17 protein-coding genes are annotated in these 25,782 nt (G+C 59.6%); 5 read left to right on the plus strand and 12 right to left on the minus strand.

The window, feature by feature from the left end:
• Window positions 1-307 precede the first annotated feature (307 nt).
• The gene (locus ACP2YO_RS30700; RefSeq protein WP_426434881.1) at window positions 308-598 is read right to left on the minus strand and encodes a hypothetical protein; all 291 of its coding nucleotides are present in this window, start codon (window positions 596-598) and stop codon (window positions 308-310) included.
• An 84-nt stretch (window positions 599-682) separates the two neighbouring features.
• On the opposite strand from ACP2YO_RS30700, the gene ACP2YO_RS30705 reads away from it, so the two are divergent.
• Window positions 683-1,855, plus strand: coding sequence for a hypothetical protein (locus tag ACP2YO_RS30705; protein ID WP_426434882.1), 1,173 nt, complete (start codon window positions 683-685; stop codon window positions 1,853-1,855).
• A 1,341-nt stretch (window positions 1,856-3,196) separates the two neighbouring features.
• Here ACP2YO_RS30705 and ACP2YO_RS30710 read toward each other — a convergent pair.
• The 3 genes from ACP2YO_RS30710 to ACP2YO_RS30720 form a co-directional block, all read right to left on the minus strand.
• Window positions 3,197-3,823: a hypothetical protein gene (locus tag ACP2YO_RS30710; RefSeq protein WP_426434883.1), complete on the minus strand. Its 627-nt coding sequence runs from the start codon at window positions 3,821-3,823 to the stop codon at window positions 3,197-3,199.
• Window positions 3,824-3,957: 134 nt separating this feature from the next.
• Entirely contained in the window at window positions 3,958-5,136 is a 1,179-nt protein-coding gene (locus ACP2YO_RS30715) for an ERF family protein (protein ID WP_426434884.1), read from the minus strand.
• A 67-nt stretch (window positions 5,137-5,203) separates the two neighbouring features.
• Window positions 5,204-5,959 (minus strand): YqaJ viral recombinase family protein, encoded by a 756-nt coding sequence (locus ACP2YO_RS30720; protein WP_426443354.1) that lies wholly within the window; start codon window positions 5,957-5,959, stop codon window positions 5,204-5,206.
• A 187-nt stretch (window positions 5,960-6,146) separates the two neighbouring features.
• Here ACP2YO_RS30720 and ACP2YO_RS30725 point away from each other — a divergent pair, with 187 nt between their 5' ends.
• On the plus strand, window positions 6,147-6,386 hold the full coding sequence (locus ACP2YO_RS30725; RefSeq protein ID WP_426434885.1) for a helix-turn-helix transcriptional regulator: 240 nt from the start codon (window positions 6,147-6,149) through the stop codon (window positions 6,384-6,386).
• A 230-nt stretch (window positions 6,387-6,616) separates the two neighbouring features.
• Here the strand turns inward: ACP2YO_RS30725 and ACP2YO_RS30730 are convergent, their stop codons facing one another.
• From ACP2YO_RS30730 to ACP2YO_RS30765, 8 genes are all read right to left on the minus strand, one after another.
• Window positions 6,617-7,933 carry a UDP-glucose dehydrogenase family protein gene (locus ACP2YO_RS30730; RefSeq protein ID WP_426434886.1) on the minus strand — a complete coding sequence of 439 codons (1,317 nt, stop codon included), beginning with the start codon at window positions 7,931-7,933 and terminating at the stop codon, window positions 6,617-6,619.
• 1,141 nt (window positions 7,934-9,074) lie between these two features.
• Window positions 9,075-13,469 (minus strand): Ig-like domain-containing protein, encoded by a 4,395-nt coding sequence (locus tag ACP2YO_RS30735; RefSeq protein WP_426434887.1) that lies wholly within the window; start codon window positions 13,467-13,469, stop codon window positions 9,075-9,077.
• 212 nt (window positions 13,470-13,681) lie between these two features.
• Complete coding sequence (locus ACP2YO_RS30740) at window positions 13,682-15,460, minus strand: ABC transporter ATP-binding protein (RefSeq protein WP_426434888.1); 1,779 nt, start codon at window positions 15,458-15,460, stop codon at window positions 13,682-13,684.
• 47 nt (window positions 15,461-15,507) lie between these two features.
• Window positions 15,508-16,506 (minus strand): glycosyltransferase family 2 protein, encoded by a 999-nt coding sequence (locus ACP2YO_RS30745; RefSeq protein ID WP_426434889.1) that lies wholly within the window; start codon window positions 16,504-16,506, stop codon window positions 15,508-15,510.
• Window positions 16,503-19,442 carry a glycosyltransferase gene (locus ACP2YO_RS30750; RefSeq protein WP_426434890.1) on the minus strand — a complete coding sequence of 980 codons (2,940 nt, stop codon included), beginning with the start codon at window positions 19,440-19,442 and terminating at the stop codon, window positions 16,503-16,505. Before ACP2YO_RS30750 ends, ACP2YO_RS30745 begins: the two co-directional genes overlap by 4 nt.
• Window positions 19,439-20,602, minus strand: a complete 1,164-nt coding sequence (locus ACP2YO_RS30755; RefSeq protein ID WP_426434891.1) for a glycosyltransferase family 2 protein — start codon at window positions 20,600-20,602, stop codon at window positions 19,439-19,441. Before ACP2YO_RS30755 ends, ACP2YO_RS30750 begins: the two co-directional genes overlap by 4 nt.
• Before the next feature lie 12 nt (window positions 20,603-20,614).
• Entirely contained in the window at window positions 20,615-20,920 is a 306-nt protein-coding gene (locus tag ACP2YO_RS30760) for a hypothetical protein (protein ID WP_426434892.1), read from the minus strand.
• Window positions 20,921-21,728: 808 nt separating this feature from the next.
• A complete protein-coding gene (locus ACP2YO_RS30765; protein WP_426434893.1) occupies window positions 21,729-22,124 on the minus strand; it encodes a hypothetical protein in 396 nt (131 codons plus the stop codon).
• A 495-nt stretch (window positions 22,125-22,619) separates the two neighbouring features.
• Between ACP2YO_RS30765 and ACP2YO_RS30770 the strand changes: the two genes are divergently transcribed.
• The 3 genes from ACP2YO_RS30770 to ACP2YO_RS30780 all read left to right on the plus strand — a co-directional run bounded on the left by ACP2YO_RS30770 (window position 22,620) and on the right by ACP2YO_RS30780 (window position 25,726).
• Window positions 22,620-23,834 (plus strand): glycosyltransferase family 4 protein, encoded by a 1,215-nt coding sequence (locus ACP2YO_RS30770; protein ID WP_426434894.1) that lies wholly within the window; start codon window positions 22,620-22,622, stop codon window positions 23,832-23,834.
• Window positions 23,834-24,826 carry an NAD-dependent epimerase/dehydratase family protein gene (locus ACP2YO_RS30775; protein WP_426434895.1) on the plus strand — a complete coding sequence of 331 codons (993 nt, stop codon included), beginning with the start codon at window positions 23,834-23,836 and terminating at the stop codon, window positions 24,824-24,826. Before ACP2YO_RS30770 ends, ACP2YO_RS30775 begins: the two co-directional genes overlap by 1 nt.
• 72 nt (window positions 24,827-24,898) lie before the next feature.
• Entirely contained in the window at window positions 24,899-25,726 is an 828-nt protein-coding gene (locus ACP2YO_RS30780) for an FkbM family methyltransferase (RefSeq protein WP_426434896.1), read from the plus strand.
• The last annotated feature ends 56 nt before the right edge of the window (window positions 25,727-25,782 follow it).

Here is a 25,782-nt window from a genome sequence, read left to right on the forward strand (position 1 = left end):
ATTCTGCCTGACGTATTTCTGTCTCTTATGATCGGACCTTCTGCTTCGTTATCGGCTCACATGCTTGTGTTGCCTTGCTGTCGGCAGGTGAGGAGGTCGACGGCTACGTATCGGCACTCTCGTTGCTCAGCAATCCGAAATACTTTGCCGTCAATTTGGGCACAGGTGCGGGAAGCAGCGTGCTCGAAGTGATCCGTGCGTTTGAATTGACGCAGCGTGTGTTGCAAACATCGATGCTGTTCGCAGCTTCTCCCCGAGGGCGCGGCCGCGTTAGCGTGGCGGCACGTGACAGGTCATCTCTGACCGCTCATTTGGGAGCGGCGTTATCGTCCGCCTTGCCGCCATTCGCCACGCATTTGTTGAAATATTCGTGTTGCTCGCGCCCCGATCCTTTGGTGCTTCCTGCCGCCGGATTCCCGGGCAAGCGGGGCGGAAACTGCGCCGCGGTCAGGGCCTGGCATTTCCGAGCGACCTCGGCCGTGACGGCCGCGGCGGAATCGGGAACCAGGCTCAGCGCAATGCAGGCCAGCACGAGCAACGCGCATTTGAACTTCAAGCTGGCGAACATGAGGGCCTCTGTCTTACCTGCCGCCGCCACCGTCGGCACACATTCCAGTCAGAATGCCGAGGTGCAGGCGAAAAGTCCATGCTACGGGGATGTGAGTTGGTTTAGTCTGCAAACATGCAGAAGGCGACCCAGCAACAATCCCGGCAAGAATCGATGAGTTCGGGCGACTTGATACCGAACGATGATGGCCCGGTGGATGCGACTTCCAACGAGGTCCATTTCGCGCTTGTCATTTCCCGCATGATCGACACGGTCAAGCACAACCCCGACGACTTGCGCCAGGCCGTCTACGATCTTGCCCGTTACAAGCTGCAGGAACAGTTCACCTGCGCGGATGAGAAAGACATCGAGCGGACGCAGCAGGCCCTCGAAGCCGCCATTCGCGGCGTCGAGGAATTTTCAAGGCAGCAAATCGAGCTTGCACTGCCGCAGATTTCGCAACTCGACGAGGGTTCCGCTTCCGCGCACAGCCTCCCCGCCGCCCACCTGGACCCACCGGCCTGGCTGCGACAGGCGGCTGGTCCGATTGATTCGACGCGAGCGGCGCGCACAAGACCCGCTCACCCGCTTTGGCCACTCTTCGTGCGAACCGTCGCGGTGTTGCTCATTGCCGGCGGGGCCGCGGGCGTCGTCCAGCAGAGGGAGCGATTGGCATCCTGGATACGACACCTGTCGCGCCAGCAAGAGCAGGCTGCCTCCGAGCGAGAGCGCGCACCGATGTCAGCGATCGCCGCCCCTGCGCCGACGCCACCTCCGAAGCCAAATCCATTACGCCCAACAGATTACGGTGTCTACGCGATCGAGGGCGATTCCCTGACCGAGTTGCAGCTATTGCCCGGCCGTGCTCCGGACGTTCGCATCGCGGTGTCCGCCGCGCTGAAGATGCCAAGCCACACGGTGCTGCCGAGCGGACATCCCAGATTCATCGTATTCCGCCGCGATGCCGCCACAAGTGTTTCGGACCGCGTGGAGGTTCGTGTCGTCGCCAAAGTCGCGCGCGAGTTCTCCGCCGAGGCCGCTGGCAAGCCGCCCGAAGATGGCAATAGCTGGGTGATCCGAAACATCGCATTCCCGTTTCGAGTTTCACCGCTACCCAACAGCCCTGAAATGTACGAATTGCATAGCGAAGATCCCGCGTTGGAGCTGACGCCCGGCCGCTACGCGCTTGTTGTGAAGAACCAGGCCTATGATTTCACCGTTGACGGCAAAATAGTCGATCCCAAGCAATGCATCGAGCGGATCGTTGCAACCAACGGCACGTTTTACAGCGACTGCAGGAAACCCTGACCCTTCGAGGGCGGATTCGGGAAACTAACTGAGAAAGAACACACGCGTTATCCAACCTCCAGGTTCTGCAGATGGAGGTCCTCGATGCTACCGCTCAGACTCTTGCTGATCGCTCCGCTCGTCCTTGCTGCGCCAGCGCGCGCGTAAGGCACCCAGCAACAGCGGGTGCGCACAACAGCATTCAACTTGTCACCACGGGTTCGCGCAGTACCGTCGCAACCTGACCGAGCAATAGTCCGTTCCAGAATCCCATCGGTCGGGGTCTGGCCGCGGCGCCCCCGAGGTCGTCCGCCAGGGCCAGACATTCCGACGCCGTTAGTGGTGAAGCATGAAGTTGTGAAACTCCGCAAAATGAGCATCTACCGGCGTGGCAGCGTGAAGTAGCCCGGAAGGATCGGTCGCCGGCAGGGCTGATTGGAGGCTGCCGGCGTGCGGAAACTCCGGGCCCACCTGGTGATCGACGATTTCAAAGCCGAAATGCGCCGCGCTTGCCGCTGAACTGGCGCGACCAAAAGCGAAGCTTTCGCACGCGGCCGTCGGAGCCGGTGCCGCTAGACTAGCGTCGGGCTGTGTCATTCCGCCTGCAACGGACCGTCTGGTTGATGCTCTCCCATCAAACTACGGCGCAATTTTTCGAATTCGCTCGGATCTTGCCAAGGGAGGAGCTCGCGGCTGGAGAACCCTCCATGTTTGAGAGCATTGGGTTTAGGATATTGCTTGTCTGACATCGCCGGCATAAGGTTCTGAATTTGTTTGCAAAACTTGGGTTCGTTCCGCCTATTCGCGTCGTGAGGACGTTTGAACCTACAGCGTTAGGCGCGCCGGCCGGAAGACGCCAATTGGGTTCGTTCTGCCAATTTGTAGGAGGTCAGGTTGGCAGCGCTGCTGTGGCTATTTGTTTAGCATCTCCTTTTCAGCCTGGGGTAGGCAGCGGTGCTGTCGCCTGAGCCTCGACAACGCTCTGGTCTCGTACCGGCTGATTCTCTCAATGGCGTGCAACGCCTTCTCGAAGTCCTCGCGGGTCGAAGGTTGCAAGTCATTCATCGTCAAGAAGACGTCGTGACGGGCCGATCGTATCCGCCGCAAGTCGAAATGACATTTGGCGAGGCTGCGCGATTGCTCGTGCCGCAAGAAGTCATCGCTCCCTTGAGCTAGAATTGCCGCCAGGCACTCGATCTCACTTCCTGCTTCAGGATCGTCTTCGATGGGCGTGGCGAGGCCATGTCGCCGTGCGTTGTTACTTGAACGTGACTTGCCTCCCGGAGTCCGTGGACCGGTACTCCGGGAGGCGTTGCTTCGGTTGGATTCGATTTTGCGAGCGGAGGTCACGATTGTGCTCGGCTAGTTCGGTCCGATCTGCTTGGGCTGGGGGACCTTGGCCGCCGCCGCATCGAGGCGGTTATTCAGCGCCGCGCGGGCGCGGTTGGCAAATTCCCTCCGCACGTACACTTGTTTCAGCATGACCTGGAGCTGCCCGCGCGCCGAAGCCAAAAACCGATCGATTTTCGAGAGCGGTTCGATTGCTTCCAGAAACGCCCCCGCGTTGAGGGCTTCTTCGTCATAGCCACGCTGGGCCAGGCGCGGATCCAGAGCCCGGCGAAACTCCGGATTTGCGTAGCACTCGTCGGCCTCTGTGTTCGCCATCGCGACGATAACCGGCGAGGGCAGCGTGGGGAGACGGCTGGGGTGTGTATCCCACAGTGCCGTCACGAGTGCTTGTCGGCGATTGAGATTGAGGATAGCGCCCTTCCAGGCTCGATAACGCGCGATTTCCCAAAACAGCCCGACGATATCGGCTGCCACCAGCCACTCCGAAGCCTCCTCGGGACAGATCTCCTCAATCATGAGGTCGAACAGTGCATAGTAATCTTTCTCGGATTCGCCCGGCAGCAACCGCGGGCACTTGATGAACGGATCGAGCTCGCGCGGGACCCGCGCGTCTTTTTTGGAAGTGAGGTTGTTTTGCATCGTGACAATTCCTAGCGAATTAAATGAGGTGATCAGGCCTTGTGAATCTCAAGTTGGATCTGTATCGAAATCCACGCTAGACCAGATCAAAGCTGATTGCCTTTCTCCGTGCACAGATTTCATATTTTTCTTTCTCATTCGATCCGCCGCGTTGAGATCCAAAGCGCGCGCGCCGTGGCAACGGGATCGATCGCCCGTCTTTCCCACCAGGCGATCTCGTCTCCATAGTTGTGATTATCCCTGTGGTGGGCTCGGCACAAAGGCACCGTGAACTCGTCGCTGACCTTGAGGCCCATCCCGCGGGACTGGGTGAACCTCAGATGGTGGGCGTCCGCCGGATTTCTGCCGCAGACCAGACAGGGCTGCGACCCAACGAACTTGAGATGGGCCTTGTCGCGAAACCGACGCGGTTCGCTGATCCAAAGTTCGCTTTTTTGGATCTTGCCGGGAGCGGCGTCGGCTTGGTGGTGTGTCGAAGCAGGGAGGGACGCATCAATGGCTGGTTCGAAGGGAACGGCAGGAATTGTAGCGGATGGTTCGACTGCGGCTTTGATCTTTCTCGGGCGCCCCCTCGGCCGCTTCTCTGGATCCGCAGATCCCGTGGACGGATGCTTCACCGCCGGTCCTGCTTGAGGGGGCGTTGGTTCAACCGTCGTCAAAATCTCCGGGTGCAAGGCTATCCTGGCCTCGAAGGCGTCCTCGAGCCTCTTGGCATCATCCGCTGACAACCGGTTCTTGGCCTTCAGGATGGCGATCGCGCGCGACCGCAGGTCATCCTCCCCCAGCGTTTCGATCTCTTGAATCAGTTGCGCGCTGATCGCGGCCGACTGCTCTGCGCTGGGCTTGTCGCGAACGGGCTGGACGCCAGGCTTGCCGGCCTCGATTTGGCTTGATCGAGCCGGCGGTCGCACAATGATGGGATTGGGCGCCGCGGCTACTACGCTGTCGCCGGCTGGCGAGTCGGTGGTAAGGTCGGGCGGCGCGTCGAGGTCGTCCTCGCCGGCGATTCCTACCAAGGTGAAGAGAGCGTAGCGCCGCGCGTAGGTCAGTGCAGCTCCCATTCGTCGCGGCGCAGACGCTTCCGAGAGCACGCAAACCGGCCAGTCCGACGAGATCCACTCACCCGAGGTGTGCATCAAGACTGTTGTGAGACTGATCAAGCCATTGACCCGATCAACGTCGGTGGTCTGCGCCACCGCGATCTGTTGCCCGCCCAAGGTCTTGCGGACGATCTCCAGGCCACTCGAAAGGGGCGCATAGCGGAAGGTCTGCGGATTGTCTCCCCGGTTATTGTGGAGGATGGAGCCGACCATCGATTTCTCGGGGTTGGTGAGTTCGGTCTGGGCTTTTGCAAGTGCGGTTGCGATCGAGCCGACGCTTTCACTGGACCGATGCATGAGAACTCTCCTGATTCACGAGGTCGAAGCTGACGGCACCCGATTTGGATCGTTTGGCCCGGACTCCATGGCCTGCCGCCTCCTTTGCATCTTCCGGCATCAGCACCTTGAGCTCGCTCTTGGCCCGTTCATGATCGAGGTGAGCGTCCCGGGTCACGAGATAGAGGGAAGCAAACTCGCCCCAGGAGTTGGAAGCATCCATGTCGACCACGCGGACGGCTTCGATACGGGGCTTTGGAGGCTCACAGTCGAACAGCGCCGGGGGTTCGCCAGTCTTGACCGCCCGCCAGAAGGCCTTTTCGGCGGCGATGAGGATGGTCTGGTAGATCGGGTCGGCCGAGATCGAGAGCTCGATCCATTTGCCGCCGCCATTGATGATCGAGAGGACAGATTCCCGGGTGCCCGCGACCAACATGTTGTGTTGAAGCTGGGCCATGTGCTTCTCCGCTGCGGCTTCTTCGGAGAATGACCACGGCAGCATGAATTTGGCTTCGAAGACCGCCCCGGTTTCCTCGACCAACCCATCCAGGGTGGCGGCCATCCAGGGGATCGTCCGGTGAACGGCGTGGCGTTGGACGTCGGAGATCCGTTTGCCGGAGTTGAGCTCGTACCAGCGGCGGTTGAGGTCCTCGGTGACCAGGCCAAGCTGGACGATCAGCTCTCCGGAAAGGTCCGGCGCCGTAGCCTCGCCCCGCTTTTCCCGCCACAGCCGCAGCAGGGCTTTCTCGTCCTTGCCCATGATGGTGCGGGCGTCGGAGCCGCCGATGAAGTTCATGCGGTCGGGCTTATGTCGCTGTTTTCTCGAAGGAATCATCATCGGCACTGGCTTTCTGCAAGATTTTTGCGATAAGGGAGCGAGCATCGTGGGGTCAGAATGTATCAACGTTTTATGTTGAACCATTTATAGATACATGTGTCAATAGATAATGAAAATATACCCGATTTCGCCTGGGCAATGCCGTGCAGCACGTGCGCTCCTGGACATCACGCAGCCCGAGCTCGCCGAACTCGCTGGGCTCGGAATTTCAACCATCATTGATTTTGAAAAATCTCGCCGTGACGTGTCACGGCACGCGGCACTCTCGCTTCAGAGAGCCCTTGAGGAAGCTGGCATTCAATTCATTGCGGGGAATGGCGGCGGCGTTGGTGTGAGGTTGCGGAACTAACACCGAAAGTCTCCCCGTCACCTCGGTGAGCTTCCGTTAGCGGCTTGGGCGGGTCACCTCATGGTCCTTCTGCCGCGTGAGCGACCAGTGAAGAGCCCCACCCGAGGTCCGCTCGAATCTTGCAGCCGGCCTCCGGTGCAGAGTATCTCGATGGCTGGGCGGAGACCCATCCACTGCAGCCATCGGTAAGGATCTCCGTCAGGCCGCCGCTGCGGAGGCAATGGACGTCTTCACGCATGCGAAACCGTTCGCCCGACGCTCTTATAGATGAAGCCGGCAGCTTCCATGTCCTCGGGGCGATAGACGTTGCGCAGGTCGACGATGACGGGCTGCGCCATCACCTCCTTCAGCCGCTGGAGGTCGAGCGCGCGGAACTGCACCCATTCCGTGACGATGACCAGCGCGTCGGCATCCTTGGCGCAGACGTAGGCGTCGTCGCAATAGTCGATGCTCGGCAGCTCGGAACGCGCCTGCTCCATGCCGGCCGGATCGTGGGCGCGCACCTTTGCGCCCATGTCGAGCAACCCGGTCACGAGCGGAATCGACGGCGCCTCGCGCATGTCGTCGGTGTCGGGCTTGAAGGTGAGGCCGAGCACGCCGATGGTCTTGTCGCGCAAGGCGCCGCCGAGCGCATGGCTGACCTTGCGCGCCATCGCACGCTTGCGATTCTCGTTGACCGCGAGCACGGCTTCCACGATGCGGAGCTGCACATCGTAGTCTTGCGCAATCTTGATTAGTGCGCGGGTGTCCTTCGGAAAGCACGAGCCGCCGAAACCGGGACCGGCATGCAGGAATTTTGTGCCTATACGGTTGTCGAGCCCGATGCCGCGCGCGACCTCCTGCACGTTGGCGCCGACCTTTTCCGAGAGATCGGCGATCTCGTTAATGAAGGTGATCTTGGTCGCCAGAAACGCATTCGCCGCATATTTAATTAGCTCCGCGGTGCGGCGCGTGGTGAACATCAAGGGCGCTTGGTTGAGCGATAGCGGACGATAGATATTTCCTATTACCTTGCGTCCGCGCTCGTCCGACGTGCCGACCACGATGCGATCGGGGAATTTGAAGTCGCGGATCGCCGCGCCCTCGCGCAAAAATTCGGGGTTCGAGGCGACTACGACGTCGGCTTTCGGATTGGTCTCGCGGATGATGCGCTCGACCTCGTCGCCGGTGCCGACCGGAACGGTCGACTTCGTCACCACGACAGTGAAGCCGGACAGCGCCTGCGCGATCTCGCGCGCGGCGGCATACACATAGGTGAGATCGGCGTGGCCGTCGCCGCGGCGCGAAGGCGTGCCGACCGCGATGAACACCGCATCGGCTTCCGCCACGGGCTCGGTCAGATCGGTGGTGAAGTCGAGCCGCTTCGCCTTCACATTGGTCGCGACCAGAGCATCGAGCCCGGGCTCATAGATCGGGATCTCGCCGCGGTGCAGGGCTGCAATCTTGCCCGCATCCTTGTCGACGCACGTGACGTCGTGACCGAATTCCGCAAAGCAGGCGCCGGACACCAGCCCCACATAACCCGTGCCGATCATGGCAATTCGCATCAGACTTAGCTCCTTCCGTTAAGGAACAGATGTTCCGCTGAACACCCTAATACATTCCCTTACCTGCTCGCACGTCCAACATTAGGGCAAGTTCCTGTGTCACCCGCTCGGGGAACGGCCGGATTGCCGGATTGTGATGATCGACGAGGCTGTGTTGAACGGCAGACGTCTCGATGTGATGGCGCCCTGCCCCCTCAATCAGGATGATTAGCGGCACTGACCAATGAAGAGGGTGCCTTCGGACGCGACACCGTGATCTGGACCGTAGAGGTGCCCTTTATGCCGGTTCTTGCGTTCTTGCTGACCACCACGAGGGTAAACTTGTCCGTCGCGGAAAACTCGGGATCGGCGAAATAATGGAAGCCCGGCCCCACCAGCGCGAGCTTGCTCGCAGGCCTTACGTCAGCATCGATGGCAGCTTAGTCGACCCAACGCAGTGCATCCAAAGGGCAGTTGCGACAAGCGACACCTTTTGTCCGGCTATTCGGCCCGCAAGAAACCTTGTTCCCAAGACGCCGCGGATCTGTAGTTGTTGCTCCGAGGCCGTTGACGACCGAGTCGCTGATGGAGGTGCCCATGAGATCAAAGCTCTCACAAATTGCGCTCCTCTGGCCCTGGCGCACCTGCGTTTACCCAAGGGAACACGGACCCACAGAAGAACACGCCGGTCCGCACGCTGGACTTTAGCGCCGGGACGCACACGCCCATGACCACTCCCCCCAGCAGCAGCCCGGATTGGACAGGGGGTTCCACCCGCCGCTTCGGCCAATCCAACAACAACAGCAATCGGACCTACATTCCTCGCTGGGAACACCGGGACCAGCGCCCCCGAATGCACTGCGCGCCAGACTTGTTGATCGACCTGGGAACAGTGTCGGATCCCAGCTTGAACGGTTGCGGACGCAGGACACAGACTCCAGCACCTAGAACGACAATACGGCTGCCGCCAATCGAAGAAATCGGATCATGCAAGGCTCCGGCCTGCGCAACTTTGCGGCAGGCAACGGCGGCCAGCGATTGCGACGATTCACCCCTGCAGATATGCGCAACGGACATGAGTTTGTCGTAAATGCCCCCATGGGACCAGGCCGCGATCTGCGCCGCCTCGTTGCCCGGGTTGGCTAGGCAGCGCGCCGACAACCTAGACGTGTAGAAGAAAGCCCTGGGCCTCAGCGACATGAAGTGCGCTGGAATAATCGTGCCCCTGAACATGCTGCGAGCCGTCGTTGAGAGGGACGGTCGACCGCAATATTTCCGAAACCGTGTCAGGATGATCGAACGCAGGCCGATGATTGACGAGCGACAGCGCTAAGCCAGCGGAAGATGGGGCAGCCACTTGCGGCATGGAAGACTGCGAGAAGACGAAACCGTCCGCCGGCGGATCGATCACCAAGGTGCCACCGTTTCCGTCACTCGAGAGATTGAACGTCGAATTGGTGTAGTTTCCGGCCAGAGTGAGATGCGCGATGTGGTTCTGCGCGTCTGAGACGGTGAGTCCGCCTCCCGAAGTGTCGCCGACATAGGTCGCCGTCGTGCCCGATCCGAACGAGATATCTTTCAGATCGAGAATGTTCGAGCTCGAGGAATCACCATTGCCGGAAAGACCGTGAATCATTCCGGTGAACTGCATCGAATGATCAAGGATGAGGGTACCAGTTGCGGCTTTAAATGCAATTGATCCAGAAGCAGCGCCAGTCAGTTCGAGCGTCGCTCCCGCCTCGAGCGTCGCTGGCTGGCTCATATTGGCCAAGGTCAGCGCGACCTTTCCCGCGATATCGAGGACGGTCGACGCCGTGTTGATCACGCCGTCGCCGTTGAGGTCCTGATGGAATGCCACCTCAATCGATTTGAGGGACGTAGTTGTTCCTGAGACGTTGCTCAGGAGATTGGAGGTGAAATTGCCGTTGCTGTCGGCGGTCCACACCGTATAGAGGCCAGTCGACGTATTCTTCCAGGCCACGTCGTAGCCGCTCGAAGTCGCCTCCGCACCGATCGGTAACCAGCCGCTGAACTGCCCTGCGACATAAGCCTCGCCATTGAACTTCAGCGTCGGTCCGGTGCCGCCGGACGTCGGACTGAGAAGATAATTGCTGCCCGCCTGAACCAGGCTAGTTGCGCCGGCCGCCTCAATGATTGTCGTGCGCAACCCGACCACACCATCGCCGTTGAGGTCTTGCTGAAACAGCGTCTCGATCGACTCGAACGCTGCACTCGTCCCGGAGACGTTGCTCAGGAGATTGGAGGTGAAATTGCCGTTGCTGTCGGCGGTCCACACCGTATAGACGCCAGTCGACGTGTTCTTCCAGGCCACGTCGTAACCGCTCGAAGTCGCCTCCGCACCGATCGGTAACCAGCCGCTGAACTGCCCTGCGACATAAGCCTCGCCATTGAACTTCAGCGTCGGTCCGGTGCCGCCGGACGTCGGACTGAGAAGATAATTGCTGCCCGCCTGAACCAGGCTAGTTGCGCCGGCCGCCTCAATGATTGTCGTGCGCAACCCGACCACACCATCGCCGTTGAGGTCCTGCTGAAACAGCGTCTCGATCGACTCGAACGCTGCACTCGTCCCGGAGACGTTGCTCAGGAGATTGGAGGTGAAATTGCCGTTGCTGTCGGCGGTCCACACCGTATAGAGGCCAGTCGACGTGTTCTTCCAGGCCACGTCGTAACCGCTCGAAGTCGCCTCCGCTGCAATCGGCGTCCAATTGCTAAACTGCCCTGCGACATAAGCCTCGCCATTGAACTTCAGCGTGACAGCAGCATCGGCGTCCGACATGTAAAAATTGCTTCCAACCTTGGTGAGCGACGTCGTGCCGGCCGCCTCGACCAAAGTACCTTCTACCGCATTCAGGACATTGGAGAGCTGGCTCAAATTGCCGGCGGCGTCTGTTGCGGTCGCACTGAGCTGGTGCGGACCCGCGGCGAGCGATCCGATATCCATGCTCCACGTCCCGCTGGACGTGGCCAACGTCGTCCCAAGCAAGGCTGCCCCTTCGTACAGCTTGACGGTGGTTCCGGCTTCCGCCGTCCCGGAAACGATCATGGTATTCGCAGAAGCAGGCGTACCCGAGATCAGCTCCGGTGCAACGGGTGGGATCGTATCCACCGTCATTGTCAACGACGCCGAGGCGGTGCTGACGTTGCCGGCCGCATCCGCAGCCTTGCCGGTGAAGGCGTGGCTGCCGTCGGCCAGCGTTCCCGTCGCAAATGACCAGGCGCCTGTGGCGTCGGCGGTCGCAGTTCCGATCTGGATACCACCGTCAAACAACTCGACCAAGCTGCTCGCCTCTGCAGTGCCAGCCAACGTCACTTGGTTCACGTTGGTGGTCCCGCCAGCGACAAGATTGCTGCCGGATGCAAACGCCACCACGGGCGCGCCCGGTGCCACGGTATCGATGGTGACGTTCAGGGCAGCAGATGCGGCGCTGACATTGCCCGCCGCATCGACATCCTTGACAGTGAAGGAGTGGCTGCCGTCGACCAGGGTTGCGGAGACGAACGACCATGAGCCGCTCGCACTGGTCGTGGTGGTACCGATTTGAGCTGTACCGTCGAACACCTCCACAGTGCTGCCGGCCACTGCTACTCCCGTCAGAGTAATTTGACTTGAGTTGGTGATGCCGTCGCCAACAACATTGCTGTCCGGCGAGAACGACGCCACGGTGGGCGTGGGCACGGATACAACGCCGAAATATTCGGCCCACGCCGCAGCCTCGAGCGGCTTGCCGTCGGACGCATTGGAAAACTCGTATTTGCCGCCGCCGTTGGAGTCCCAAATGTTCACAAAGCTGATGGGTACTCCCGATTGCCGCAGAGTCTGCGAAAGCCATTGCACGAAGGTCGGATTGTCGATGACACCGGCCCCGTCGGCCGTATTGCCGGCGCCGGTCTCGGGAATGGCGAGTGGCTTGCCTGACGACTTGGCCAGATCGATAAGCTGCTGAAGCGTTGTCGCATGGCCTGCGCTGCCGTCGAGCGACCATTGGTTGGAGGCCGGGTAGGTGTAGTAATGCTCGAGGTTGACAGGATCTGCCGCCCATTGTTGGAGGCTGGTGTCGTAGACCGGGTTAGGTGAGTTGAGCACCTGTCCGCTCTTGTCCCAATCGTACAGCTGGGCATGCGAGCCGTAGGGGTAGAGGTCCCCGTAGACGTCTGCGCCGAGGATATCGACATACTGGTTGCCGGGGTAAGCGGTCTGGATAACGTTGCCGGCGTTGCTGTAGTTTGTAACGTCCGGATTCCACATGACCTGGATGTTGACACCGTCGGCCTGGCCAGCGGCGTGCAAGACGGTGTAGATGTGCTGGAAGGCCTTGACCCAATCGGCCTGTGTCGCAGCGTCATTGCCGACGTAAGACGGCATGGTGCTGACATTCATCTCCCAGCCGGGTCGCCAGATTTGTGTCGTGAAGCCGTTGCTTGCCCACGCCTTGACCATGCCCTGCAGAACGGAATCGTATGTTCCGGCCGCGAAGGCCTGGTAGAACTGGTCAGCGGTTGGGGAGCCCGCTGCCGTCGAGCTCATCGGCAACCCAATGACCGGAATGACGTTCTGAAGTACGGCTGAACGGGCGACAGACTCAGCGTCCCAGCTCGCTTGCCCGACCCATTGCGATATGGGCTGGGTCTGGTCGCCAAATTGGTCCAGGTATTGCGGTTTGGTCCCCATCAAGGTCGAGAAGGCATTGAAGTTTGCTTCGAAGGTGGCCTCCTCGCTCGCAACATAGTAGTTCGGATTACCGACAAAGACGCCGAGCGCGAACGGCGTCGCGGGAGGATCGATGACCGTCGTGCCGCCGTGCCCGTCGCTTGAGAGCGTGAACGTCGAATTCGTATAGTTTCCAACGAGAGAAAGGTGCGCGGTATCATTTTGCGCGTCGCTGATTGTCAGGACTCCTGCTGACGAATTGCCCTCATACGAAACTGTCGTCCCCGATCCGAACGCAACGTCCCTTAGGTCGATTTGGTCCGAACTGAGCGGATTGCCGTCCCCTGTCAGATTGAACAGCTTCCCGGTGAACTCGGACGAATGGTCAAGAACCAGGGTGCCTGTCGCGCCGCCGAATGTAACTGATCCGGAATAGGCTCCGGCCAATTCAAGTGTCCCGCCTGAGGCAATCGTAGCCGCCTCAACAGTCGCAGGAGAAAACTCACTTCCTCCGTCTCTTCCGCCGCCGACGCTACTCTGAAGCGGATCGTCAAGGGCGACATTGGACGCGACGAGAGAGGAGAGCGCGACGTTCTGCAATGTCAGGGTTTCGGTGCTCGACAAGGCGACCACCGTATCGGAACCTACTTGCGTGGCCGCCGCGAGGAAATCTGCAAAGGTGGCGAGTCGGTCGTCCTGAAGATGCAGGATGTCGCCGCCGACGCCTGCCTCAAAGTCGCTGATGGTGTCCGATCCATAGCCCGTCAAAATTGCGAAGATGTCGCTGCCGGCTCCGCCGGTGAGCAACTCATTTCCGGTTCCGCCGAAGAGAACGTCCGATCCAGAGGTTCCGGCGACAACGCTCGTGTAGGCCAGTTTTTTTGTCATGAGTGATTGTGTGCTCCTTGGCGCCACAACCACCACGAAGGCGTTCAAGCCGGTTTATGAATTTCGGGAAAAATTGAACCATGCGAAAGAAAGCGCTATGCCCCGTAGTAATACGGGCCGGGAGTATCACGGACTAGGAATGACCACAGGGTGTACACGCGGTCCGCAGAATTCTTCGAATTCTCGATCTGCGCCGAATTGCAACGGCGAGCTCAATGTCCGCTCCGGAACGCTCCCACCCGCAGGTTCCGGGTAAAGATGCTATTGGCGTCCGCCAGCAGCTTCGCCGGGGGTCCCTCCGCGCAAACCCGGCCGGCCTCGAGGCACACCACGTGATCCGCGTCGAGAACGGATTCCAGGCGATGTGTAATGAGCAGCAAGGTCCGGCCTTTGAACTGCTGCTGGATTGCGCGCTTGACGCTCTCCTCCAACGAGCGATCGAGAGCGCTCATGGCCTCGTCAAGGATCAGGAACTCCGGATTGCGGACAATTGCGCGGGCAAGTCCAATTCGCTGGCGCTGTCCGCCCGAAAAGCGTGTCCCGTGCTGTCCGATCCAGGTGCTGTACTTGTCGGGCAATGCTTCAACGATTTCCGAGATACCCGCTACGCGCAATGCGTGCAAGATATCCTCCTCGGATGCGTCATTCCTCGACATTCGCACATTGTCGATCACGGTGCCTTCAACAAGGTCGACGTCCTGGCCCGCAATCGCGAGCAATCCGAGCCAATCAGTCCGGCGGATATCTTCGATAGGTCGGTCATCGACCCTTATGACGCCCTCGGTCGCCGAATAGAGCCGAAGCAGAAGGTTCACAATCGTCGTTTTTCCCGCTCCGCTCGCGCCGACCAGCGCGGTAGTCTTGCCTGCTGGAATGTCAAAGCAGGCATCGCGAAGCGCAGGCTCAGATCCAGTGTCGTAGCGGAAGGTAACGTTGCGGAACGAGATAGGGCCGCTCAACTTGCTGACCGCGATATGTCCCGGCTTCGGGTATTCCTTGTCGTCCTTCGCCAGCATGAGACGGATGGAGCGCAGCTGTGGCTCGATTTGCGCCATATACAGCAGGCTGGTCTCCAGCTCTCGCAAATGCGGCTGCAATCGATAGAGCAAGGCTACTGCCGTAAGACTGGTCGCAAATCCCACTCCCCACATGTCGGCAGAAGCGATCACGAGGCAAAGCACGACCAGGTACCCAACTTCCGTGAGCGGAGAGACCAACGCCGAAAGCCGCGCGAGTCCCAGTGCGACCCGGCGCGCCTCTGCCGACGCCCCCTCGAAACGCTCCTGATGCACCTTCTCCTGGCCATACGCACGGATCGTGCGCATACCCTGGAGGGTCATCAACATATGCTCTCCCAGTCTCTGATGGACCCGCTTCACCCCGCCTCCGAGTTCGCGAATCGGCCTGGACAGGTGACGCAGTCCTGCCGACACCATCATCGAGGCGGCGATGGCCATAATCGTGATCTTCAGCGAAAGCGCAAAGAGAAAAGACACGAAGAGGAAGATCGAGCAGGAGCTGACGATGATGCGGGTCAGGCTGCCGTAAGCGCCGGAGATCAACCATGTCTCGGTCCCCAGAACCTCCATGAGGTAGGCCTCGTCGTGGCGCTGAAAGAACGAATATGAGGCTGACAGATATTGCGAATGGACGCGGTTGCGCGCGACCTCATTGATCTGCTCGCCAATGCGAGCGCTGATCAGCGTATTGGCGAAAGCGAGCGCGCCGCGAGCTATGATAAGAAGAAGCACCACCAGCGCGGTTTCGGTCGAGCTGTGAAACCAGCTCGCCGCGTGCCGGAGCGCATCGCCCAGAAGGCCACTTGTCGACGTCGCGAGTTCGACCTGTCCCATGGCCAGATAGAAGAAAAGGAGCACGAGGGTGATCCCGACCGTTTCCGCCAGCGACGAGGCCAGGCCAAGGACGATCAGCAGGGGTGTCGCCCAACGCGGCAGCGGAGCCACTTTGAGCAGTCGCCACAGCTCGGCCAATGCCGCGCGCCGCGCTGCTCTTTGCCTGGTCGTGTCGCCGGTGTGTTCTAACATCGAGATTGATTGGGATCGCCGATCAGAAACGACGCAGGCGGGCGTCGTAGTTCTCTGCGTCGCAGACTACGGGACATCCACCACGCTGCAGAGGCAATGTCTCGCGGCAGGTCAAGCGCGACGACCCTGACCGCCAACAACGGATTCCGCCGCCCCAACAGTGCAAGCACCGATGCAAAGTACCCCAACTGACCACCGATCAACGCTCTTCGAAGCAGCCATCGAGCGTAGTTGCTAATTCCCCGATCCAGCAAAGCAACGCGATCGGGATGACGGGCCGCCATCTCATCTGCAACCAGCATCCAGGACCGGAACATCCGCGTCATATCGCTGGACATATTATTCGGCAGATAGCGGTAGCCGATCTCATATTCAGGAACGACCGCGAAGTGATACGCTTCCGCAACGCGGCAATAGAAGAGCAGATCCTCGCAGCCCTGGGCACCCGACGCGCGGAGGCCGCTCTCGAATCCATTTGCGGCGATCAGGGCTTCTCGGCGGACCATCGCTGAACTCCCGTTGCCAATGAAATTGCCTTCAAACAGATAGTCCAGCACCTCGCCCGCATGAAAGACCGGATCGGACTTGACGCTGACGCGGCTCTTCGCGTCAATCCAGGCGTACCAGCTATAGACCAGGCCCGTCCTCTCTCCGCCGTCAACCATCGCTTGGAGCTGTCGCTCGATCTTGCATGGCGCCCACAAATCATCGGCGTCGATGAACGCGATGAAATCCGCACGAGCGGCCTGCCATCCGGCGTTGCGAGCGGCCGCCACTCCGGCGTTGCCCTGCCTGATGATTGTGATACGGGTATCCCGCTCCGCATGCCGCTCCGCAATGGCGAGCGTGTCATCGGTGGAACCATCGTCCACCACGACGATTTCGAGCCGGTCGTGCGACTGGGATCTGACGCTGCGAAGCGTTTCGTCGATTGTCGCGCCAGCGTTGAACGCCGGAATGATCACACTGACCAAAGACGAGTTGATACTCATTGATACTGCTCCAAGCAGCGCACAAACGCCTCCAGGCCATGATCGCCTCTAACTTCAATACGCGGCAGGTCTAATAGATCATCCTGCAACCTGGCAGCCCGGTCGACCGTGCTGAATACGGCTTTATAGCCGCACTCCGCCGCGAGAATTCTAAACCGCTGGTCGGTGCATCCAAAGGGAACTGCAAGCGACGTGATCGGTCGCCCCAGCCACGTCTCGAGTTGGATGCGAGACCGCAGCAGTTCTTCGGCAAGCTCGCAGGTTGAGAGCCGATCGCTTCGAGGATGGCGCGCGAGGTGACTGCCAAACATTACACCTTCGCCAGCAAGCTCGACAATCCTGTCGGCATCCATCAGCGGCGCTGGCATTCCAAACGATGTATCCCACTCCGCCCGCCCGCCCGCGAGATCAGTGACGATGAACACCTCTGCGGTCAGATCATTAGCTTTCAGCATGGGCCACGCGTGTTCGGCAAAATCCTCGTATCCGTCGTCGAAGGTGACCAGCAGCGGCCTGCCCTCAAACGGGTAATCGTTTGCAACAAACCACGCCAGTTGCTCCGAGTTGATCGTGTGGTAGCCGTTTCTGCGCAACCAGAACATCTGTTGCGCGAACGCATCCGGATTGACGCGATAGCGCGCAAGCTCTTGCGGTCCATCGGCCGCGATTCGATGGTACATCAAGATGGGAATGTGCGAGCGCCTCTCCGATTGTTGCACTTCCGATCGCAGCCTGACAGCTCCATTCCGCACGATAAATCGCGCGACCTCTCGTTCCACCGGCGCACCGATTTCCGCAATCGTCACCTGCGAATCCGGCGCGATCTCGCCAGGCTTCAGTCGCCTGTAGCGATCGACGCGATAGAAATCGGTTTGTATCGATGCCTCAAGCGCAAGATCCGGCAGCCCTGCCATCACCCGCGCAATCGTCTCGGCTCCGTACGGATTCTCCCAATCGAACCCAGTCCGGGACTTGTCGTCCTTCAAGACGAAACTGTGCGCCGTTATAAGATGACCGCCGGAACGCAAAGCTCGCGCGATTTTCCGTGCAACAAGCGCCAATTCGACCTCGTCATCCAGGTAGTAAAGCACCTCTGAGCAGCAGATGAGATCCATCTCTCCCGGAATGGGGTCCGCGGACAGATCAAGCCTGACGAAATCCACATTGCGAATTCCGCTACACCGCAGGCGCGCACGCTCGAGTGCTGTCGGCGAGATATCGGATGCCAGGAGGCGCCTGACTTTGGTCGCCAGATGCCGGCTAAAATGCCCTTCTGCGCAGGCCAGCTCGATGGCGCGTTCCGCCGGTTCAGGCGGCAGCAATTCCAGTTGCCGCCGGTATTTCTCCTGCTCGTAGGCCGAGCCGTAGTTCCAGGGGTCCTCCTTCTGGAAGAACCTTTCCCAGAACACCCCCCGTCCAATGTCGCGTGGGCTTTGTTCAACGGCATGGCTCTCTCTGCGGCCCGATACCGGCGAGCTTGAAGCGGGCCGCGACTTTGCTTCGCTCGACATACGGTCCTGCAACGCCTGCAGCCGATACCGATGACTATCCGCGTTGCTGCGCGTAAGCGATTGAACACGCCTCATCAACTTGGCAGACCGGCTCAGATGTCGAAGTTGCCAGCCCTTGCGGTCTTGAATGGGTAAGTGGGAGAGGTGCTCGTGAACAAGGTTCGCCCAGAAGTCGACATCGACCGCGCCGAGCAGTCCGACGTCGAGTAAAGCTAGTATTTGCGGTCCATCGCAAATGTAGACGTAAAGGCGGTCCACATGATTGGGCGGGCTGAACGACGGAAGGTGTTGAAGATCGACCCGGAGGCCAAGTGTCAGGGCAAGTTCCCGCGCAGCCGAAAGGTCATCGTAGTCAAGCAGCATGCGCTCAAATCGGTACTGGACCTTTCGGGCTTCCGCCGGATCGTTCCACGCTTGTCCGATTGCGGTGATCAGTTCGGTCACATGCGTACCAAACTGCCCCCAGCGGCCGGCCAGCTTCGCCGGCGTTACTCGGGCGCCTACTGCGATCGAGTCAAGCAGGCAAAAAGCGATCTGATCCGCCGAGGTTTCCGATTGCCGTAGGTCGGCAAGAACTTCTTTTGAAAGATTTCTTTTCTTCCCACGAGCGCAATCTATGCCACAGGACCAAAGCGCAAAATAGGCATGTGCTGCCGCCTGCGGTCTGCCGCGCGCGGCAGATGCGCCGTATTGATGCCGCGGCGCCGGGTTTGCCACCCGTTCGTCGGTGGAGAATCCGCGAGCAATAACAGCATTTCCATCAGCCAGCATTTGCTGGACGTCACTGGATAGGGAATGCTCGCTTGACCAATAATAGCTGAGCAACTCATCGACATGAATCCAGCTGCCACCGGTTCGCGCAATGCGCTGCCACAGGTCCCATTCCTCGCAGGTGCGAAGACTAACGTCAAAGCCACCGACTCCCAGGACCACGTTTTTTTTCACCAAGACACTGTTGATGGCGACTGGACAGCTGCGCGCGAACGCCTCAAATGGATTGGCTGCGACCGTGGCATTACTGTAGCGAGGCGATTGGCCGTCATCAGGCATTACCCGACAATGATCGCAGCAAGCGGCGATCGCAGAAGGACTTTCATCCAACGTCGAGTTCATTTTGACCAGAAACTGCCTGTCGATCCAGTCGTCGCTATCGAGGAACAAAACCCGTTCTCCGCGCGCGCTGGAAAGGCCGACGTTGCGCGCTGTCGAGACACCCCGGCCACCGGATTCAAGTGCAACGAAACGCGCGTCGTGTGCCGCATAGCCTGCAATGATTGCCGGCGTCGCATCAATGGAGCCGTCGTCAACGATCAGCGCTTCCCATCTCGCGTCAGTTTGAGCCAGCAGGCTCTCAAGGGTTCGAGCGATGGATTTCTCGGCATCGCGAGCGGGAACTATGATCGATGTAAGTGGGCCGGGGGTCATTTGCGCTTCCCCTCATGGTTATAGAAGCGGAATCCGGAGATGCAGCCGGCTATCTCCTCCATGAGAAAACGGTCGGCAATCCGCTTGCGACCAACTGCTTTGCGAAGCAGGCGGTACACGTACCATGTCGGAAGATACAGGTACGCGCGCACGCGGTTTTCCGAGAGCGCCGTTCGCTCATATTGGACCAGTAGCGCCGCAACGTGGCCTCGCATGTAGTAGTAGATTTGGCTTGCCAGTCCCTCCATGGTCCGTCGGTGAGAATGGAAGGCCACGGAGGACGGCGCGTAGCGGCAATTGTAGCCATTGGCGAGGAGTCGGTACCAATACTCAGAATCTCCAGAGCAGCCCGCTTGGCCGACATCGAGACGTTCGTCGAAAAGACCGACCTTTTCAAACACATCGCGGCGGAACGCCATGCTGGCCCCGGCACCGATGTCCCAGGCGGGGAAGGCGTCTTTACGATGCGAGTTGAAGCATGAGCTGTCGAAATCCAGCTCACGATAACCTTTGCCGAATCCCCAATAGGTCTCGAAGTGCCGTTGCGCCTCGGTTGCGAGCTCGGCCGGAAGCACGAGCCCGGTCACGGCGGCGACCTTTGGCTGATCGAATGCAGCCACCAGCCGCTCCAGCCAGCTAGAGTGAAGCAGGACGTCGTCATCGGTGAAGGCAACGATGTCACCGGTTGCGCGGAGTACGCCGGTATTCCGGGCAATATCGAGCCCGGGCCTGTCTTCCCGTACGTAGATCGCTCCTGCGGCCAACGCGACATCCCGCGTCCGCCGATCCCGCGACGCATTATCGACAACGATGATCTCACGTGGCCGACAGCTCTGCCTGGGCAACGAAGCAAGGCATGCAGTCAGCTCATCCGGCCGGTCCCGCGTGCAGATCACCACGCTTGCCGAGACGGTCGGCTCGACCTGCCTTCGCAGTTCGTGCTCGATTGCCAGAAGATAGTCCGCGTCGACATGATCAATGCTCGAGCCGGTCCGTTGCCCCTCGTGCACCAGCACGTGGCCGATCGGACGGTCCCCATGCCAAAACACGGTCATGCCCTCGCGCAACATTGTTTCGGCGATGCCCGCAGGCGACACCACCGCGACGTGCGCGACCCCCTCCCCTAACGGCAGGCATGCGATGGAAGCGAGCATGGCCATTGTGTCGCTGCGTCAAACGGGTGGATGACGGTTCCGCCATTCAAGGGCGGTCTCGATGATAAAGTCGGTACCGGAGTCCTGCGGTCGCCAGCCGAAATCTCGCTCGGTTTTCGCGAACGCTGCAACGAGCTTGACAGGATCGCCCGTACGGCGCGGACCGCTGCGCACGACGGGCTTGCTCCTGGCGACACGCTTCATCGCCTCGATCAATTCGAGCGAACTGGCGCCCAAGCTGTCAAAACTGGCAATCGGCCCCGCAAGTCGTTGACGCAACTGTGCGTACAGTAGCCAAGCGAGGCTTTCGCGCATGTACATCATGGAGGAGCTAGCCCTTGAAAACCGGAAGTGCGCCAGCCTCGATACTTGGATTTGTCCTCGAGATTCGATCGGCCCAACTCCTGTTGTCGCGCAACATTCTCTTTCTCTTTTAAGGCCGCCCTCAAAGCAGCCCGACGGTGGTTCCGAGCGCGATACCAGCGTATCGATTCAAAATGCGGCTTCTTCGCGGTTGCGGAAGAATTCACGCAAGTGCAAATGGTAAGTCCGGTTCCACTTTCTCACGGGCGCAGGCGAAAGTTGTATCCGTCGCGGCCCTCTTGACTTTGCAACAACCGTGCAAGGAACTTGCGTGCCGTCGGCGTGCACCCATTGGCGTGAAGGAACACGGACGCGCGCTTCAAACCGACAGCGCCTAAGTAAGCAGCATATGCACCTAGATGAGCATTACGATGGATACGATTGAGGCAAATTCGATTGTGCGGCGAGTTCCGCCAGCCCTAATCGACCCCTCGAGTTCGGCATATCGGCAACGGTCCACGCATATCGCGCGCGCGACGATCCAGGTGGCTGGATGCGCCTCCCAGGACCGCCGAAAAATGTCGCACGGGAAGACGTCGATATGGGCAACTTTGACGAATTGACGTCGTCCGGTCCATGACCGAAGGATCAGTATCAATCAAGCCGTTGCAACTTATTGTGAAGCTTCACGAACTTCGATCAGTGATGTGCCGCCCATAAGCAAGGACGTATCGTCACTCGACGGCTTGTAGGATTCTGCGCCCAACGTACCGACACCCGCACGCGACGACGATCGATATGCATTTGTTCCTGAGCCAACTGGATTAGGTCAGGGCTTGTCCTGCGCAAGGTCATCGGTTGGATAAAAGCGAGCCTTATGCGCCTCGGACAGAACCTCTCCGGTCGACGACCTGACCTGCGCCGTCCATTGGTACACGCCTGGATTGCATGGCCCGAATGTTCGGAACGTCCCGGACGGCAGAATGCCATTCTCCGGAATCAGCAGTTCCTGTCCTCCCATTTCCCTGACACCTTGGGTCAGGGTGAGTGACAGGGTTCTGGCCCCCTCCGGAATATTGCGAAGACGAATTTCCGGATTCGGGAAAAGCGTGACGCAACCCTTGGCCCCGCCCCAGGAAAAATCCAGCGTCATCGGATCTGCAAAGGCCGGATAGCATCCGGCAAGCCAACCGGCCAACGCAACAGCAATGAACCTGGATGACATTGGGACTCCAAAGATCGGTCTACTCCGGCGCCAAGCTGCAGGCGCAATCGTCTGCCTTGTCCGCGCGATAGAGCGGGAGAGTGATAGGTCAGCCCGGGCGCGCGATCAAGTTACCGTTGCGTAGCCCTGCTTATGTGGCCGCTTTGAGGCGAGGATGAGATGCTACACGACTTTTGAGCTCGTGCGCGTGGTTGCGGCTTGTCATGTCTGCTACTTGGCACCGAATTTGAATTCACACCGACACAAGATTTTCTTACTCGTCGAATATGAAGGCGCGACCAGGGAGCACTGCGCTGATGTCCAATATTCAAGCAGGGTGCCTCCAAAACAGAAGGTGCGCCGGCATGTCAAACCGCGTAGCGTTCAAAAAAGTTCGAAATTGAGGATAATGCAAACCGAAGACAGACAACTCCGATCCACCGACGCATGGCGCGCGATCTCGCGACCCGGGCATCATCGTAACACCTATGTTTCGGTTGCGAGATTGGTGCTCTCATGAAGATCCTCGTGCACGACTACGCGGGGCACCCGTTCCAGGTCGATCTCAGTCGCGAACTGGCGTTCCGGGGACATGAAGTCAGTCACGCGTACTTCCACGGCGACCTCGGCCCGAAGGGCAAGCTCGAGAGATCGACCGCCGACCCCGATCGACTGTCCTTTACCGGCGTCAAGCTGTCGCGCCCCTACGACAAGGCGTCCTTCGTGCGCCGCCGATTTGACGACGTCGCCTACGGAAAGGCGGTTGCGAAACTGGTGCATTCAGACAAACCGGACATCGTTATCTCAGGCAACACGCCGACTGAGGCGCAATCGGCTATCGTCAGCTCATGCAAACAGATCGGTTCGAAGTTCGTGTTCTGGGTTCAGGATTTCTACAGCGTTGCTGTGTCGCAGTTGTTGCGCAAGAAGCTGGGCCCACCCGGTGCCATGGTCGGAGCCTATTACCGGTTTCTTGAGCGACGGCAGTTTCAGAGCTCGGATGCGGTCGTCGTCATCACAAACGCCTTCTCGCCTCTCGCAAGCAAGTGGACCGGCACGGAGGACAACATCTTTGTGATCGAGAACTGGGGTGCGCTGAACGATATTGCTCCTCACCCGAAAGACAACGCGTGGGCCCGCCGTTTCGGGCTGCACGAATCGTTCAACTTTCTCTATTCAGGTACGCTTGGCCTGAAGCACAATCCCGACCTCCTGGTACAGCTCGCCAAGGCGGTGAAGGGGCGCGCCAATGTTGTGACCGTCAGCCAGGGCGTTGGCGTTGCGCATCTTGAGCAAGCCAAGGCCGAGTTCGGGCTGGACAATCTCATCATGCTGCCACTGCAGCCCTTTGCGGATCTTCCCATGGTGCTCGCGACCTCCGATGTCGCCGTTGCGACGATCGAACCGGAAGCGGGAATATTTTCGGTGCCTTCAAAGGTGCAGTCCTATTTTTGCGCCGGGCGTCCAGTCCTGCTTGCGGCCCCCAAGGAAAATCTCGCTTCCGAACTGGTTCGCCGCAATGGCGCCGGATTGGTCGTTGATCCCGTCAATCAGTCGGCCTTCCTGAAGGCCGGCCTAAGGCTTCTCGATGACGACGCCTTGAGAGCAAATGCCGCTGCCAAAGCGAGATCATTTGCGCTCGCGAACTACGATATCAAAACGGTAACGGACCGATTTGAAACAGTATTTGACTACGCTTTCGGTGCGAAAACTGCGGAAAGGAAAGTCTAATGGCGACGAAGAACATACCCACCGCTCTTGTCTGTGGCGCAGGGGGATTCATTGGTGGGCACCTGGTCAAGCGGCTCAAGCGTGAAGGCTTCTGGGTGCGTGGCGTCGACCTAAAATTTCCACCATTCGCGGAGACCGACGCCGATGATTTCGTCGTTGGCGATCTTCGCGATCAGAATTTCTGCCGACAGGTCACCGACCGCAAGTTCGACGAGGTGTATCAACTCGCCGCCGACATGGGCGGTGCAGGCTACATCTTCACTGGCCAGCATGATGCCGATGTGATGCACAATTCGGCAACCATCAATCTCAACATGCTTGATGCTTGCCAGAAGCGGAACGTGCGCGGCATGTTCTATTCATCGTCGGCCTGCATGTATCCGGAACATAATCAAAAGGATCCCGACAATCCGAACTGCGCGGAAGATTCAGCCTATCCGGCTGCGCCTGACAGCGAATATGGCTGGGAGAAGTTGTTTTCGGAGAGATTATATCTCGCCTACAACCGAAATTATGGAATGCGAAACCGCGTCGCGCGCTATCACAACATCTTCGGGCCCGAGGGGACCTGGGATGGTGGCAAGGAGAAGGCGCCCGCCGCGGTGTGTCGCAAGGTTGCCCAGACCACCAATAACGGCGAAGTCGAAATTTGGGGCGATGGCACCCAGACGCGCTCGTTCCTTTATATCGATGAGTGCCTGGAAGGTACGATCCGCCTGGCGCGGTCGGATTTCGAAGGTCCGGTCAACGTCGGATCGGAGGAGATGGTCACGATCAACCAACTCGTCGATCTCGTATCCGACATCGCCGGCAAGAAAGTGATCAAGAAGCACATCCCCGGACCGCTCGGCGTGCGCGGCAGGAACTCGGACAACCGCCTGATCGGCCAGAAGCTCGGCTGGAAGCCGTCCGCGACGCTCCGCTCCGGTCTCGAGAAGACCTATGAATGGATCGAACGGCAGGTTCGAAGCAACACCAGGGCGGCCGCCTGAGGGCGGCCCAACCGGCCATGGCTCACGAGATGATCGTTTGGAGGCTCGATAGTGTAATCAGCAGGTGCTTCGATGATTGCAGACTTGATCTACGACGTTGGACTGCACAAGGGCGAAGACTCGGCGTTCTATCTCAAAAAGGGGTTCAAGGTTCTCGGGATCGAGGCCAACCCGGAGCTGGTGCAACACTGCCGGGCGCGGTTTCGCAGCGAGGTGGCAAGCGGGCAACTGCGCATCATCGAGGGAGCAATCGCGCCGGGGTCCGAAGGACCCACGATCACCTTCTACAAAAGTTCGGATTCCGTCCTGAGCACTATCAACAAGAACAGAGCCGAGCACGCGGCGAAGTTGGGCCACAACAGCAAATGCATCGTTCTGCCCCGCATCGACGTTGTCGACATCTACCGCTCCTGCGGCGTTCCCTATTTCCTCAAGGTCGAAGTGGAGGGAGCCGACCAGCTGGTGTTGGAGGGACTGAAGCAGCAGCCGAACCGCCCTCAATATGTCTCGGTCGAGTCCGACAAGATCGACTTTGACGAGGTTGAGACCCAGCTCGGCCTGCTGCGCGAGCCTGGCTACCGGAAGTTCAAAGCCGTACAGCAGCAGCGAATTCCGGGGTCGCGGGTTGAGACCGAGGCGCTTGATGGCTCAAAGCTCACGCATGTTTTCGAAGGCGGCGCCTCCGGTCCCTTTGGCGAGGATCTTGGCGATCCGTGGCTGGACTTTGACGGGATCGTCCGCCGTTACCAATCGATATTCCGGGACTATCGGTACTTCGGCGACGACTCCTTGCTGGCCAAGTTTCCCATTTTGGCGTTGCCATTCAAGACGGTCTACAAGCTCTGCACGGGCCAGCGCGGCTCGCTGCCCGGCTGGTACGATACCCATGCCAGCCTGTAGAGGGTGCTCGCTGCCGCCTGGAGAGCCGTCATTCGTCCCACCTCCCCGGCGGGTGA

Origin of the sequence: Bradyrhizobium genosp. P, assembly GCF_049949265.1 — a bacterium.
Taxonomy (GTDB): Bacteria; Pseudomonadota; Alphaproteobacteria; order Rhizobiales; family Xanthobacteraceae; genus Bradyrhizobium.